Annotated in this window: 14 protein-coding genes; 7 read left to right on the top strand and 7 right to left on the bottom strand. The window is 70.6% G+C overall.

Going from position 1 to position 13748, the window contains the following annotated elements:
- Window positions 1-28: 28 nt before the first annotated feature.
- The gene (locus tag IQ251_RS01375) at window positions 29-661 is read left to right on the top strand and encodes a TetR/AcrR family transcriptional regulator (protein WP_193926536.1); all 633 of its coding nucleotides are present in this window, start codon (window positions 29-31) and stop codon (window positions 659-661) included.
- A gap of 164 nt (window positions 662-825) precedes the next feature.
- Complete coding sequence (locus IQ251_RS01370; protein WP_228045906.1) at window positions 826-1074, top strand: acyl-CoA dehydrogenase family protein; 249 nt, start codon at window positions 826-828, stop codon at window positions 1072-1074.
- 343 nt (window positions 1075-1417) lie between these two features.
- Here the strand turns inward: IQ251_RS01370 and IQ251_RS01365 are convergent, their stop codons facing one another.
- The 3 genes from IQ251_RS01365 to IQ251_RS01355 form a co-directional block, all read right to left on the bottom strand.
- Window positions 1418-1720 (bottom strand): hypothetical protein, encoded by a 303-nt coding sequence (locus IQ251_RS01365; protein WP_193926534.1) that lies wholly within the window; start codon window positions 1718-1720, stop codon window positions 1418-1420.
- Entirely contained in the window at window positions 1717-2127 is a 411-nt protein-coding gene (locus IQ251_RS01360) for a phage holin family protein (protein ID WP_193926533.1), read from the bottom strand. Before IQ251_RS01360 ends, IQ251_RS01365 begins: the two co-directional genes overlap by 4 nt.
- Window positions 2128-2333: 206 nt before the next feature.
- Window positions 2334-2627 (bottom strand): hypothetical protein, encoded by a 294-nt coding sequence (locus tag IQ251_RS01355; RefSeq protein ID WP_193926532.1) that lies wholly within the window; start codon window positions 2625-2627, stop codon window positions 2334-2336.
- 271 nt (window positions 2628-2898) lie between these two features.
- Here IQ251_RS01355 and IQ251_RS01350 point away from each other — a divergent pair, with 271 nt between their 5' ends.
- Window positions 2899-3996: a DUF4192 domain-containing protein gene (locus tag IQ251_RS01350; RefSeq protein ID WP_193926531.1), complete on the top strand. Its 1098-nt coding sequence runs from the start codon at window positions 2899-2901 to the stop codon at window positions 3994-3996.
- A gap of 20 nt (window positions 3997-4016) precedes the next feature.
- Here the strand turns inward: IQ251_RS01350 and galE are convergent, their stop codons facing one another.
- The 3 genes from galE to IQ251_RS01335 form a co-directional block, all read right to left on the bottom strand.
- Window positions 4017-4979 carry a UDP-glucose 4-epimerase GalE gene (galE, locus tag IQ251_RS01345; RefSeq protein ID WP_193926530.1) on the bottom strand — a complete coding sequence of 321 codons (963 nt, stop codon included), beginning with the start codon at window positions 4977-4979 and terminating at the stop codon, window positions 4017-4019.
- Between the two features lie 72 nt (window positions 4980-5051).
- A complete protein-coding gene (galK, locus tag IQ251_RS01340) occupies window positions 5052-6230 on the bottom strand; it encodes a galactokinase (RefSeq protein ID WP_193926529.1) in 1179 nt (392 codons plus the stop codon).
- Entirely contained in the window at window positions 6227-6919 is a 693-nt protein-coding gene (locus tag IQ251_RS01335; RefSeq protein WP_193926528.1) for an iron-dependent transcriptional repressor DtxR, read from the bottom strand. Before IQ251_RS01335 ends, galK begins: the two co-directional genes overlap by 4 nt.
- 120 nt (window positions 6920-7039) lie before the next feature.
- On the opposite strand from IQ251_RS01335, the gene IQ251_RS01330 reads away from it, so the two are divergent.
- From IQ251_RS01330 to IQ251_RS01320, 3 genes are read left to right on the top strand one after another with little or no spacing between them, the layout of a single operon-like run.
- Window positions 7040-7891 carry a sulfurtransferase gene (locus IQ251_RS01330; RefSeq protein ID WP_193926527.1) on the top strand — a complete coding sequence of 284 codons (852 nt, stop codon included), beginning with the start codon at window positions 7040-7042 and terminating at the stop codon, window positions 7889-7891.
- Between the two features lie 54 nt (window positions 7892-7945).
- Complete coding sequence (locus tag IQ251_RS01325) at window positions 7946-9121, top strand: acetoin utilization protein AcuC (RefSeq protein WP_193926526.1); 1176 nt, start codon at window positions 7946-7948, stop codon at window positions 9119-9121.
- A complete protein-coding gene (locus tag IQ251_RS01320; RefSeq protein WP_193926525.1) occupies window positions 9063-11822 on the top strand; it encodes a bifunctional acetate--CoA ligase family protein/GNAT family N-acetyltransferase in 2760 nt (919 codons plus the stop codon). The genes IQ251_RS01325 and IQ251_RS01320 overlap by 59 nt, the downstream gene beginning before the upstream one ends.
- 49 nt (window positions 11823-11871) lie before the next feature.
- Here the strand turns inward: IQ251_RS01320 and IQ251_RS01315 are convergent, their stop codons facing one another.
- On the bottom strand, window positions 11872-13119 hold the full coding sequence (locus IQ251_RS01315; protein ID WP_228045904.1) for a YeeE/YedE family protein: 1248 nt from the start codon (window positions 13117-13119) through the stop codon (window positions 11872-11874).
- A 152-nt stretch (window positions 13120-13271) separates the two neighbouring features.
- Between IQ251_RS01315 and IQ251_RS01310 the strand changes: the two genes are divergently transcribed.
- Window positions 13272-13727, top strand: a complete 456-nt coding sequence (locus IQ251_RS01310) for a hypothetical protein (RefSeq protein ID WP_228045903.1) — start codon at window positions 13272-13274, stop codon at window positions 13725-13727.
- Window positions 13728-13748 lie beyond the last annotated feature (21 nt).

Here is a 13748-nt window from a genome sequence, read left to right as displayed (position 1 = left end):
CGGACCGAGTCGAACGAGGAGAGACCAGGTGGCCTACGTCAGGGCGGCGGAGCGCGAGGAGCAGATCGTCGCGGCGGCGATACGAGTGCTGAGTGCTGTCGGGGTGCCCGGGACCACGCTGCGCGCGGTGGCGGCCGAAGCCGGGATCTCGCTGGGCACGCTGCACTACGTCTTCCCGAGCAAGGATCAGCTGTTGCGCGCGGTGACCGCCAAGGTCATCAACGACATCTCGGACGCGCTGCGAGCGGGAATCGAGCTGGACCAGGGTCTGGAGCACGCGCTCCGGAAGGGCATCACGGCGTTCTGGGGCAAACTCGTCGAGGGCGACGTCGGGTTGCAGATCATGCAGTACGAGCTCGCCATGTATTCGCGGAGGAGCGACGACTCGACGGGCCTCGCCCGGTCCCAGTACGCCGCCTATACCTCGCTCGTGACCCAGTTCTGTGAGCAAGCCGCCCGGTCCGCCGGTGAACGCTGCGCCGTCGGATTCGACGTGCTGGGACGCCTCGCGCTGGCCGCCGTCGACGGCTTGATCCTGCAGTACGTGGCTCAGCCTGATCCGGTGCGCGCCCACCGCGACCTCGAACACGCGCTGGACATGATCGTGCTGCTCGCCGACCCGCAGCCCGTCGCCGCGTCGCGCACGCGGCGTTCGAGCTGACTGCGGGGTTCCCGCCGGACTGTTGCACTCGGGGCAGGGTATGGCTTACTGCCCCAAATCGGACGGTTGACCGACAAATTTGGTCCCGACTGAGGATGCCCCTGCAACCGGAAACGCATGCCGTCGCCAGGCGTGAGCGGAGTCCGCGACCAGTTCCGAGGAGTTTGAATGACGATCAGCCGCCCCGCCCACGGCCTGTTCCGCATTCCCGGCTGTCGGTCGATATCGCCCGCGACGCCGCGCAACTGTTCGGCGCCATGGGTTTCGTTCAGGAACGCGGTGCGGAGGGGGCGACGTCGGTCGTGTCCACGATCTATCGCGACAGCAAGATCGGCGAGATCTACGAGGGCGTGAACGAGATCCAGAAATGGGTCATCGCCCGTACCGTGCTCGGCCGCGACGTCACCGGCTGAACCGGCCAGCCGACAGCCCGGGCGGCGACCTCCTGGAAGGACGTCCCTCGGCATCACCGGGCCCGATACGGGCGACAGCCGAGGCGGGCTCGTCGACCAGGACGGTGGTCGCGTGGTCGACGCAGGCAATCGGGCTGGTCGCCGCTCGCGAACCGCACCGCCCGTGCTCGATGCTGCTGACCGCTACATCAACCAACTCAGCCTCGTCGCGGCCTGACGGTTCCGCCACCCACCAGCCGTATACACGAATACCGCAGGTCTGGAATCAGTGATCTCCACCAGTACTGGACCGGGCCGGGGCGGGAATGCTGAGTGCATCTCCGCCCCCGGCGCACGCCGGGGGTCAGCGGTGGTGGCTGCGCAGGTAGCTGATCACGGCAATCGCCACCGCAGCGGCGCAGAGCACACCGACCGTCCCTCCGGTGGACCACCGCCGCGCCTCGCCTCCGGCCTGCGCTGCCCGGTGACCGTGGTCGAAATACCGGTGCACGACCTGCTTGGACCGCTCCGGGACGTTCGTGCGCTGGCGGAGCTCCTGCAAGGTCTCGGCCAGCTCCTGCTTGGCGAACTCGTGTTCCGCGCGCAACTCCGCGGATGGGTTTCCCCGGGGCATCCGCCCGCTGGGCTGCTGGTGGGTCCGGCTCATTTGCGCATCGCCTCGCTGAGGTCGTGGTAATCCTGCGACACGGCCGTCAGGAAACCGTCCGGGCGCAGAGGTGTGGCACGGCGCAGGTGCGCACGTCCGGCGTGGCCGGCCGCCCCAGCGGCGAGCAACAACACGCAGGCCACGATCAACGTGGCCGCCCACGCGGGCAGCACCAGGTTGAGCGCCAGCACGGCCACAGCCACGAGGAGTAGGCCACCCAGCAGTCCGATCGCCGTTGCGCCCGCGATGAGGCCCGCGCCGATGCCCGCTTGTTTGCCCTTGTCCTGCAGTTCTCGTCTGGCGAGTTGCACTTCGGTGCGAACCAGGTGGTTGAACCGCTCGGAGAGGTCTCCCATGAGTTGCGGGGTGGAGCGGTCGTTCGTCGGTTCGGAATCCGCGGCGGTCATCGTGCACCTCCAGTCGCGGCGACGGCCGCGCAGCAGGTGCACGTCGTCCGTTCACCGCGCGGCGCTCGACTGCTTCCGCAGCGGGGTACCCCCGCTGCTCGGCTCCCATGCGTCGGTACGTGGAGCGCGTCGGCCGCGGCGCCGGTCCACGACGCGGGATCGCCGATCGGGCTGTGTCCCGCCGCGGCCGTGCCCTGGCGCCCGGGTCAGCCGCGGCGGCTCAGCAGACCGGCGGCTGTCGCGGCGGCTCCGGATACGGCGAACACGGACGGCCAGGCCCCGATCTTCTTCGCCAGCGGGTGGGAGGCGGCCAGCGCCGCTGCGTAGGTCCCGCCCAGCGCCGCGGCCGGTGCGAGGCCCGTCCGGCGGCGGCACGTCTCGGCCGCGGCCAGCCCGAACCCCGCGGCGACCGCTCCGCCCCAGTGCCGGTGTTCGGTGGCCCGGCTGACGGCGAACCCGCTGATCAGACCGGAGGCGGTGAGCAGGCTGGGCAGGGACATGCGATCTCCTCGGTTCGGCACGCGTCGTCGCTCGGGACTCTATGCGGCCAACGGGATGCGCGGTACCGGGCGAGGTGTTGCATGCGTGCGTTCCCGCAGAGGTCGACCGATCGGTCTCCCATGGAGTGGGAGGATGGATCATCCGGGCGAGTGGGATCCGAAGTGGACAAACCGCGAGGATCCCGCCGCGCCATCAACAGTGGGCCGAATTGTCCACAGAGTACGAATTGAGTCTTCCCGGCCTCGGTGCGCACGTCGGATCGTCGTCAGCATGACGACGCGAATCAACGAGATGATCCCCGTGACCGAGACCGGCGACCTGCTCGCCGCCGTACCCCACCTGCTCGGGTTCCACCCGGGCGACTCGCTCGTGCTGCTCACGGTCGACGAGGGCAGCGGTACACCACGGATCGGCTCCACCTTGCGCATCGACCTGCCTTGTCCCGGGCAGCGGTCCGGGCTCACCGATTTCCTGCTCGATGGTCCGCTGGGCAGGCAACGGCCTGAAGCACTGATCATCGTGGTGATCGGTCGGAGCATGAGCTCCGAGCTGTGCGCGGAACACTGCGACGACGCCGACTGCTGCGCTGCCGACGCCGAAGGAGAGTCACCACCGCACGAGGGACTGGTCGGGGTGCTGACCCGAGCGCTGGAACGCGCGGGGATCTCGATCGTGCATGCGCTGTGGACCGAGGAGATCAGCCAGGGCGCTCGCTGGTCATGCTATTCGGACCCCGAATGCAGCGGCCGGATCGCCGACCCCGGTTCGTCCTCGGTCGGTGCAGCCATGGCGGCGGCCGGGTCGGTCACCTTCGCCAGCCGTGCCGAACTCCGCGAACTCGTGGCACCGGAATCCGATACCGACCTCGCTCGCCGATCGGCGCGGCTCGATGCGCTCTTGGAACAGCTTGAGGACGACCACGATTCCGGCCGGCCCGCTGCCGACCTCCGAGCGGTGTTCGCAGGTATCGAGCGCATCGCGGACGGCGCCGCGCTCACCGAGGAGGACCTGCTGCGGGTGCTGCTGGCGATCGCCGACGCGCGGGTGCGGGACATCGTGCTGGCGACCGCGGTCGGCGAGCGCGCCGTGGCCGCCGAGCAGTTGTGGTTGACGCTCGTGCGCATGGCCCCGGTGCCGGAGGTGGCCGATGCCGGTGCGCTGCTCGCGTTCTCCGCCTACGTGCGGGGAGACGGTGCTCTGGCCGGTGCGGCGCTGGAACGCGTGGAGGAAGCCCGCCCCGAGCACGCGCTCGCCTGCCTGCTGCGGCACGCACTGCAAGCGGGCATCCCGCCGAACGAGCTCGCCCGGGTCGCGCTCGATGCCGCGGAGGATGCCCGGGCACTGCTGCACGAGGGCGGCCCGGAGTGAGCACCGCGGCCACCCTCGGTTCACGCGGGGCGACCGAGACCGGCGAAGTTCCAGGCGTCCTGCACGATCGTCGTGAGGTCGGCGCGGTGCGGGGTCCAGCCGAGTTCGTCCCGGGCTCGCTGGCTGGACGCCACGAGCGAGGCCGGATCACCCTCCCGACGGGGTGCCACCGCGGCCGGAATGGAATGCCCGGTGACCTCCCGGCAGGTGTCGATGACCTGCTTGACGGAGAACCCGGTTCCGTTGCCGAGGTTGTAGATCCGGTGCGTGCCCGGCTCGGCGTGCTGCAGCGACAGCAGGTGCGCATCGGCCAGGTCGGTCACGTGGATGTAGTCCCGGACGCAGGTTCCATCCGGTGTCGGCCAGTCGGTGCCGTACATCTGCACTTGGTCGCGTTGGCCGAGCGCGACCTGCAGCACGATCGGGATCAGGTGCGTTTCGACCGTGTGCCGCTCACCGAACTGCCCGTGTGCGCCCGCGACGTTGAAGTAGCGCAGGCTCACCGCGGCCAGTCCGTGCGCGGAAGCGTACGAAGTGATCGCCTGGTCGATGGCCAGTTTGGTCGCCCCGTAGGTGTTGGTCGGGGCGGTGGGGGCCGTCTCCGGGATCGGCACCGAATCGGGTTCGCCGTAGGTGGCCGCCGTCGAGGAGAACACGAGGCGCGGCGTGCCGTTCTCCCGCATGGCCTCCAGGAGCCGCAACGAAGTGACCACGTTGCCCTCCCAGTACTTCCGCGGGTCCACCATGGACTCGCCGACGAGCGACTTGGCGGCGAAATGCAGCACCCCGTCGAACCTCTCGGCCAGCACGCTGCCTGCCACCTCGGCGACGTCGGCTTCGACGAACCGGCATCCCTGCGGTACCGCATCGGCGTGGCCGGTGGACAGGTCGTCGACCACGACGACCTCGTGCCCGCTTTCGACCAACCGCGCAGCGCACACGCTGCCGACGTACCCTGCACCACCCGTGACGAGGAGTTTCACCTGCGTACTGCCTTTCGTGCCGATTCGTTGCCGTGCACCGGGCACGCGCGGCGGGCTCGGCCCGGCCGGTGTTCAGCGGTCCTGGCCGGCCCCGTCGGACGGCACGGCCGTGAACAGCCGCGGGGCGGCGTATCCGTGCTCGGCGAACTGGGCCCGGACGTGCTCGTCGACCTTCGCCCGCTCTTCGGAAGCCACCAGGGCGATCGCGGAACCGCCGAACCCGCCGCCGATCATCCGGGCGCCGAGGCTGCCGGCCTGCAGGGCGCTGTCCACTGCGAGATCCAGTTCCGCGCACGATACCCGGTAGTCGTCGCGCAAGCTGCGGTGCGATTCGGTCAGCAGCGGGCCGAGTTCCGCATAGCGCCCGGTGTGCAGGTGGCCGACCGTACGCAGGACGCGGTCGTTTTCGGTGACCACGTGTCGCGCCAGCGGGCGGAGCTCTTCCGGAAGCTCCCCCGATCGGGATTCCAGCTCGGCTGTCGAGATGTCCCGCAGTGCACGCACGTCGAGCAGCTCCGCGGCTCGTGCGGTGCCCGCCCGACGGTCGCCGTAGCCGGATTCGCTGTGCGAGTGCTTGGCGCGCGTGTCGATCACGAGCACCTCAAGGCCTTCGCTGCGCGGGTCGAAGGGGATCTGCTCGCCGAGGTCGTTGCGGACGTCGTAGAACAGCACGTGCGATCGAGTGCACGACAGCGACGCCGTCTGGTCGAGGATGCCGGTGGGCGCACCGGCGAAGTCGTTCTCGGCGTGCTGGACGATGCGGGCGATCTCGGCCAACCCCGGTGCATCGACGCTGCCCGGAGCCCGGTCGGCGGTATCCAGCAGAGCCAGGGCGACGGCGCACTCCAAGGCGTGCGAGGACGACAACCCGGCCCCGGTGGGGACGTCGCCGACGATGATGAGGTCTGCGCCGGGCAGCGAGAATCCCGCGCGGCCCAGGGCCCAGGCCACCCCGGCGGGATAGGCGGGCCAACCGCGTGTGCTTCCGGGGGACAGTTCGCCGATGCGGGTGTTCGGCGCCTCGTGCAGCCGGCCGTCGTCGCCACGGGTGCGCATCGTGAGCACGCCGTCCGCGCGGGCGCGCACGGCAACGGCGGTGCGGTGCGGGAGTGCGAACGGGAGTACGAAACCGTCGTTGTAGTCGGTGTGTTCACCGATCAGGTTCACGCGTCCGGGAGCCGACCAGACAGCATCGGGGGAGTCGGTGTGCTCGGACCGGAAGAGCTCGGCAGCCTTCTCGGCGGTGTTCACTTGGTGCGCACCATCACGGCGTGCGCGATGCTCGCTGACAGCTCTGTCTCACCATGCTCCCCGCGGACGCCGACGGGCTTGTTCGACCCCACCACGGGTAGTACTTCGACCTCGCTGCCGGGCATCACGCCGATCTTCCTGAGTTCGCTCATCAGATCGGGGTCGAGCTGCACGTGCTCGGCGATGCGGTGCACGTCCGCTCGGCCGCCGCCACCGCGGGCGACCTCGTCGACGCGCTGCAGTTCCCGGTCGGTGAAGGACGTCTCACCGACGCCGAGTTCATCGAGGCCGGGGATGGGGTTTCCGTACGGGGAGGTCGTGGGGGTGCCGAGGAGTTCGACGAGTTTGCGTTCGACCGCCTCGCTCATCACGTGCTCCCACCGGCACGCCTCGTTGTGCACGTGCTCCCATTCCAGGCCGATCACGTCCACCAGGAGGCGTTCGGCCAGCCGGTGCTTGCGCATGACGCTCACGGCGCGGGCGCGGCCTTCGTCGGTGAGTTCGAGGTGCCGGTCCTCGGCCACGGCCAGCAGGCCGTCCCGCTCCATGCGGGCCACGGTCTGGCTCACCGTCGGGCCGCTCTGCTCCAAGCGCTCGGCGATCCGCGCGCGCAGCGGTACGACGCCCTCCTCTTCGAGGTCGTAGATGGTCCGCAGATACATCTCGGTGGTATCGATGAGATCGTTCACGTCGGCTCCCCATTCAGTCCCGACCACAATGTTAGTCCCACTGGACGACAGCGTTCAGTGGCCGAGGAGTTGACTTCGAGGACCCGAGCGACCTCGACCCCGGATTCGCGAAAGGCCGTCATGCATCCTCTGATCAGTACCGATGATCTCACGGAGCTGTTGGATCACGACCCGCCCCCGGTGCTGCTCGACGTGCGCTGGTCGCTGCTCGGCCCGCCCGGCAGAGCGGACTACGACGAGGCACATCTGCCGGGCGCGGTGTTCGTGGATCTGGACACCGAACTGGCCGGGTCCAGGGAAGGTGGCGGTAGACACCCGCTGCCGGAGGCCGCGGACCTGGAGGGAGTGCTGCGCCGAGCCGGGGTGGACCAGGACCGGCCGGTGGTCGCCTACGACGCCGGGGACGGATCGGCCGCGGCCCGCGCGTGGTGGTTGCTGCGCTGGGCCGGGCACCGGGACGTGGCGGTGCTGGACGGCGGGTACTCGGCCTGGACCGGGCGCGGGATGCCGGTCACCACCGTGGAACCGGATCCGCGGCCGGGTGGTTTCCGGGTGCGTCCCGGTTCGATGCCGGTGGCCGATGCGGGCGGTGCCGCCGACCTCTCCCGTCGGGGCGTGCTGCTCGATGCCCGGGCGCAGCCGCGGTACCGGGGAGAGCAGGAGCCCGTCGATGCACGCGCCGGGCACATCCCCGGGGCGGTCAGCGCACCGTTCGCCGAGCAGACCGACTCGGCGGGGAACTGGCGTTCCCCGAGCGAGCTGGCCGCCCGTTTCGCGGAGCTGGGGGTGCGTTCGGACTCCGCGGTCGGCGCCTACTGCGGGTCCGGGGTGACCGCCTGCTCGGTCGTGCTCGCCTTGGAGCACGCCGGTGTGACCGGTACCGAGCAGCCCGCGACGCTGTACGCCGGTTCCTGGTCGGACTGGTGCTCGGAGCCGGAGCGCCCGGTGGCTACCGGCGCGGATCCGGGCTGACAGGTGTGCGCGGGACCACTGTGGCGGCTGACACAGAGCGGGTAGCGTCCGGGTATGGGCAGACAGTGCGCGGTCGTGTGGGATGAATCGGTTCTCGACTACGACCTCGGCGGACGTCATCCGCTGCACCCGATCCGTCTCGATCTGACCATGCGCCTGGCGCGGTCGCTCCGCGTGCTCGACGATGTCGAACCGCTCAAGCCGGAACCGGCCCCGGACGCCGACCTGTTGCGCGTGCACACCCAGGATTACCTCGATGCCGTGCGGGCCGCTCCGGAAGTGGGGGAGGAGATCGGGCACGGTCTGGGCACCGATGACAACCCGATCTTCGAACGGATGCATGATTCTGCGTCGCTGATCGCGGGGGGATCGGTGCTGGCCGCTGAGCAGATCGTGTCCGGTGCCGCCGACCGCGCGGTCACCATCTCGGGCGGGCTGCACCACGCGATGGCCGACCACGCGGCCGGGTTCTGCATCTACAACGATTGCGCCGTAGCGATCGCGTGGATGCTGGCGCAGGGTGTGCAGCGCGTCGCGTACCTGGATCTGGACGTCCACCACGGCGATGGCGTGCAGGCCGCTTTCCAGGACGATCCCCGGGTGCTGACGGTGTCGCTGCACCAGCACCCCTACACGTTATGGCCGGGGACCGGGTTCACCACCGAGGTGGGTGCGGCACCGGCCGACGGCACCGCGGTGAACGTGCCGCTGCCGCCGGGGACCGGAGACGCCGGCTGGCTACGTGCTTTCCACGCGGTCGTCCCGTCGCTGCTGGAGGAGTTCCGGCCCGAGGTGCTGGTCACCCAGTGCGGTGCGGACGCGCACCGGGAGGACCCGCTGGCCGACCTGTCCATGACCGTCGACGGGCAGGCCGCCAGCTACCGCAGTGTCCGCGATCTGGCCGAGCGGTTCGCGGGTGGGAAGTGGCTCGCGCTGGGCGGCGGTGGGTACTCGTTGTTCCGGGTGGTGCCGCGGGCCTGGACCCACCTGCTGGCCACGGCGCTGGACAAGCACGTGGCACCGGAGACCGTGATCCCCGACGACTGGATCGCCCATGCCGCCCGCGTCGGGCACAACGTCGCGCTCCCGTTCTCCCTGGGCGACGAGGGCGACCCGTCGTTCGTACCGTGGACCGGGGTGACCAGTACGCCCGTCGACACCGCGATCCGTGATGCGCGGCACGCGGTGTTCCCGTTGCACGGTCTCGACCCGGCGGACAGCCGTGACTGAGAGGGCTGAAGTGGACGCGACAGAGCAGACCGCCGGTTCGTCCGCGACCGGTCCGCGCAGCGACTACCCCAGCCAGTGGGAAGCCGACGTGGTGCTGACCGACGGCGGGACGGTGCACCTGCGTCCCATCACGCCGGACGACGCGGACAGCGTGCTGGCCTTCCACGCCCGGCTTAGCGACCGCACGCGGTACTTCCGCTATTTCGGGCCCTATCCCCGCATGCCCCAGCGCGACCTCGAACGCTTCACTCAGGTGGACTACCAGAACCGGACCGCGCTGATCGCGCTGCTCGGTGACGACATCGTCGCGGTGGGCCGCTACGACCGGCTGGGCGAGCAGCGCTCGGCGGAGGTCGCGTTCGTGGTCGAGGACCAGCACCAGGGGCGCGGCCTCGGCTCGATCCTGCTCGAACACCTCGCCGCCGCCGCGCGCGAATGCGGGCTGCGCCGGTTCGTCGCCGAGGTGCTCGCGGAGAACTCCGGCATGGTCCGCATCTTCCGGGATGCCGGGTACCAGGTGAGCCGTGCCATGGAGGAAGGCGTCGTGCACCTGGAGTTCGACATCGACCCCACGGAACAGTCCGTGGCGGTCGCGCACGCGCGCGAGCAGGCCGCCGAAGCGCGCAGCGTGCACAACCTGCTGCGCCCCGGATCGGTCGCGGTGATCGGCGCCTCCACCGACCACGCCAAGATCGGGCACGCGGTGCTGACCAACCTGCTGACCGCCGACTTCACCGGGCCGGTCTACCCGGTCAATCCCGAACACCGGTCGGTGCGCGGCGTGCGGGCCTACCGATCCGTGCTCGACATCCCGGACGACGTCGCGTTGGCGGTCGTGGCCATTCCCGCGGCGTCGATCGACGAAGTGCTGGACGCGTGCCTGGCCAAAGGGGTCAAGACCCTGGTCATCGTCAGTTCCGGCTTCAGCGAGACCGGCATCGAGGGGCGCGAGGTCGAACGCGTGATGGTGCGCGCCGCCCGGGTGCACGGCATGCGGGTAGTGGGTCCCAACGCGCTCGGGGTCATCAACACCGACCCCGAGTACCGGCTCAACGCCAGCCTGGCGCCGCAGCTGCCCGAGCAGGGGCGGACCGGCTTCTTCTGCCAATCCGGTGCTCTCGGGGTGGCGATCCTGGACACCGCCACCCAGCGCGGCCTGGGCCTGTCGACCTTCGTGTCCGCGGGCAACCGCGCGGACGTGTCCGGGAACGACCTGCTGCAGTACTGGCAGACCGACCCGGCCACCGATGTGGTGCTGCTGTACCTGGAGTCGTTCGGCAATCCCCGCAAGTTCGCCCGGCTGGCCCGTCGACTCGCCCGCACCAAACCCGTGGTGGTGGTCAAGTCCGGCCGCAACGCGGTGCGTCCCGGGCTGGCGGCCACCTCGGTGCAGATCGACGAAACGAGCGTGCAGGCGCTGTTCGAGCAGTCCGGGGTCATCCGGGTCGAGTCCGTGGCGCAGATGTTCGACACCGCGCTGCTGCTCGCGCACCAGCCGCTGCCCGCGGGCGACCGGATCGCGATCGTGGGCAACTCCTCGGCCCTGGGCATGATCGCGGCCGATGTCGCCCAGGCCCAGGGGCTCCGGCTGATCGACGAACCCGTCGACGTCGGTGCTGCAGCGGGACCGGAGGAGTTCGCCGATGCGGTGCGCGAGGCGGCACTGCGCTCGGACGTCGATGCCCTGGTCACCGTGTTCGTGCCGCCGGTGGCCGTCCCCGGTGCCGCCTATGCGCGGGCGCTGCGCGAAGCGCTGCAGGAAGCCGGGCGCACCCGGTCCGTTCCCGTGGTCACGACCTTCCTCGCCGCGGAAGGAGTGCCGGACGAGCTGGCCGTTCCCGGGCCGGACGGCACCGCGGGAAAGGGGTCGGTGCCGTCCTATCCCAGCCCGGAGCGCGCGGTGCTCGCGCTGGCCCGGGCGAGCCGCTACGCGACGTGGCGCGCAGCCCCGCAAGGCCACTTCGTGCGCCCGGCCGGGGTGGACGAAGCCCGCGCGCAGGACATGGTGCACCAGTGGCTGGAAGCCGGGGCCGAGAGGCTCACCGACGAACAGGCCGTCCGGCTGCTGGGGTGCTACGGGATCGAGCTGCTCGACTTCCGGAAGGTGCACGACGCCGAGGACGCGGTCCGGGCGGCCGAGGAGATCGGGTTCCCGGTCGCGGTGAAGTCGGTCAGCGACCGGCTGCGGCACCGCAGCGACCTGGCCGGGGTGCGCTTGGACCTGACCGGGCCGGATGCCGTGCGCGACGCGTACCAGGACGTCGTGCGGACGGCGGACGTGCCGGACGCCTACATCCAGCGCATGGGTGACCGCGGCACGTCCTGCGTGATCGACCTGCTCGACGACCCGTCGTTCGGCACCCTCGTCTCCTTCGGGTTGTCCGGAGTGGCCAGCGAACTCCTCGGCGACAAGGCGTTTCGGGCACTACCGCTGTCCGATGTGGATGTAGCAGCACTGGTGCGCGCCCCGCGGGCCGCGCCGCTGCTGTCCGGTTACCGCGGGGACCGGCCCGCGGACCTGACCGCGCTCGAAGACCTGGTGCTGCGGGTGGCCACGCTGGCCGAAGACCTGCCGGAGGTCCGCGAGCTCGTCCTGGAACCGGTCATGGCCGGTCCGGACGGAGTGCAGGTCGCCGGAGCGCGGGTCGGCATCGGGCATTCCCCCGCCGCACCGGACAGCGGGCCGCGCAGGCTGCGCTGAGCGCGGTGGCGCCGCGTGGAGCACGGCGCCGACCGGTACGGGTGCCCGCTCAGCAGACCGAATCGGTGGGCTTGGGGACGCCGAGCCCGAACAGCGGGCGCAGCTTCAAGCCGACCCAGGTGCCGATCAGCGCGAGCACGCCCCAGAGCCACCCGTGCGCGGAGAACGAGGCGATCCCGGAGAAGTAGGCCCCGATGTTGCAGCCGTAGGCCAGGCGAGCGCCATAGCCCATCAGCAGACCGCCGATCACCGCCGCCAGCAGAGCCTTGCCCGGGATCCGCTTGTGCAGCACGAACGCTCCGGAGATCGCGGAGGCGACCAGAGCTCCGACGATGATGCCGAAGTTCAGCAGCGACGTCGGGTCGGCCAGCACCGGCTGGGCCAGCTGCTCGGCGTTCTCCCCTTGCCAGTACTCCCAGGACGCCACATCGACGCCGACCGCCTGCAGCGCCTTGGAGCCCCACAGCACGAACGCCGAGGTGATACCCCACGGACTCCCTCGGGTGAGCAGCACCACCGCGTTGAGGACGGCCAACACGATCGCGCCGACCCACAGCGGCCACGCACCGCGCACGATCCGCAGCAGGCCGCGCGAGGTCGCCGGTTTCCCGGCGGGCGGAGCGTTGTGCCGCCGGGACCAGCGCACCGCCGCGTACCCGATCGCGGCGAGTACCAGCAGCTGCACCACCAAGGCGCCGCCGTAGCCGAGTCCGGTGTCCTCGGCCAGCGAGAACGAGCCGACGTTGAGCGCATCCGAGGTCCAGAACGGCGAGGTCAACGCGCCCAGCACCGAACCGCAGATGAAGAAGAACAGCGTCACGACCAGGAGCGTGTTGCCGCCGCCGACGTTGAACAGCGTGCCGGAGGCGCACGCACCGCCCAGCTGCATGCCGATGCCGAACAGCACGGCACCGACCACGAGCCCCAAGCCCAGTGGTTCGACGTTGCCCTCCGGTTGCTCCCCGAAGAACCCGAACCCGCCCGCCAGGATCGGCGCGAACAGGATCGAGGCCGAACCCAGCATGAGGAGGTGGGCGCGGATGCCGTGCGTCTGGCCGACCGAGACCAGTTGGCGCCACGCCGAGGTGAAGCCGAACCGGGAGTGGAACAGCGCCAGGCCGAGCGCCAGACCGAGCGCGGCCAGGATGGCGGCCTGTGCTCCGGCGACCGCACCGGCGGCCCCTACCAGGGCGATCGCTGCCGCCAGGCCGCCCGCGAGCACCGGCCACTGCGGCTTGCTCTGCGGCTCCTCCAGGGGCTCCGCGGGAGCCGCGGTGGACACAGCGGTACCAGACAATTCCTCGCTCCAGTCGTGAGAAGAATGCGCGTCGACGTAACCACGTCCGGCAGCGCCGGTTCCAGCCTGTTCACATCGTGGGAAATGCGCCCCGCCGCGATCGGCAGGGGAGGGCGAGCAACCCGGTGCGGCGGACGTTCCGTCCTGGAGGCATGAGACGCCTGCACACCACAGTGGGCGCAGGAGCCCTGCTCCTCGCACTGGCAGCCTGCGCCCAGCAGCCATCCGAAGGAATCGGCTTCGGCGGGCAACCGCCGGCACCGCAGGGGCCGGTGCAGCCCAAACCCGAGCAGGAGAGAGCGCCCGTGTCCGGGGCCGCGGTCGACGCTTCGGCCCTGCCCGAAGGATACCCGCGCCAGGTGTGGACCCAGGACGGTGAATCCGTGGTCGTCGCCACAGGACAGGAAGGCGGCTGCAGTCACGTCCGGGCCGAACTGGTCGAGCAGACGGATGCCCGCGTCACGCTCGCTCTGATCGAGGAAACCCCGGAGCCGCCCAAGATGTGCACGATGGACCTCCGCTACCCGCCGGTCGCGGTGCGCCTGGACGCGCCGCTGGACCAGCGCCAGGTGGTGCTGGAGCAGCGGGACGTGAAGGTCCCCGCCTGACCGCGGCCGCGCTCCCGGTGC

It is taken from the genome of Saccharopolyspora montiporae (assembly GCF_015209505.1).
GTDB lineage: Bacteria > Actinomycetota > Actinomycetes > Mycobacteriales > Pseudonocardiaceae > Saccharopolyspora > Saccharopolyspora montiporae.
This window is presented reverse-complemented; position numbering and strand designations above follow the sequence as displayed.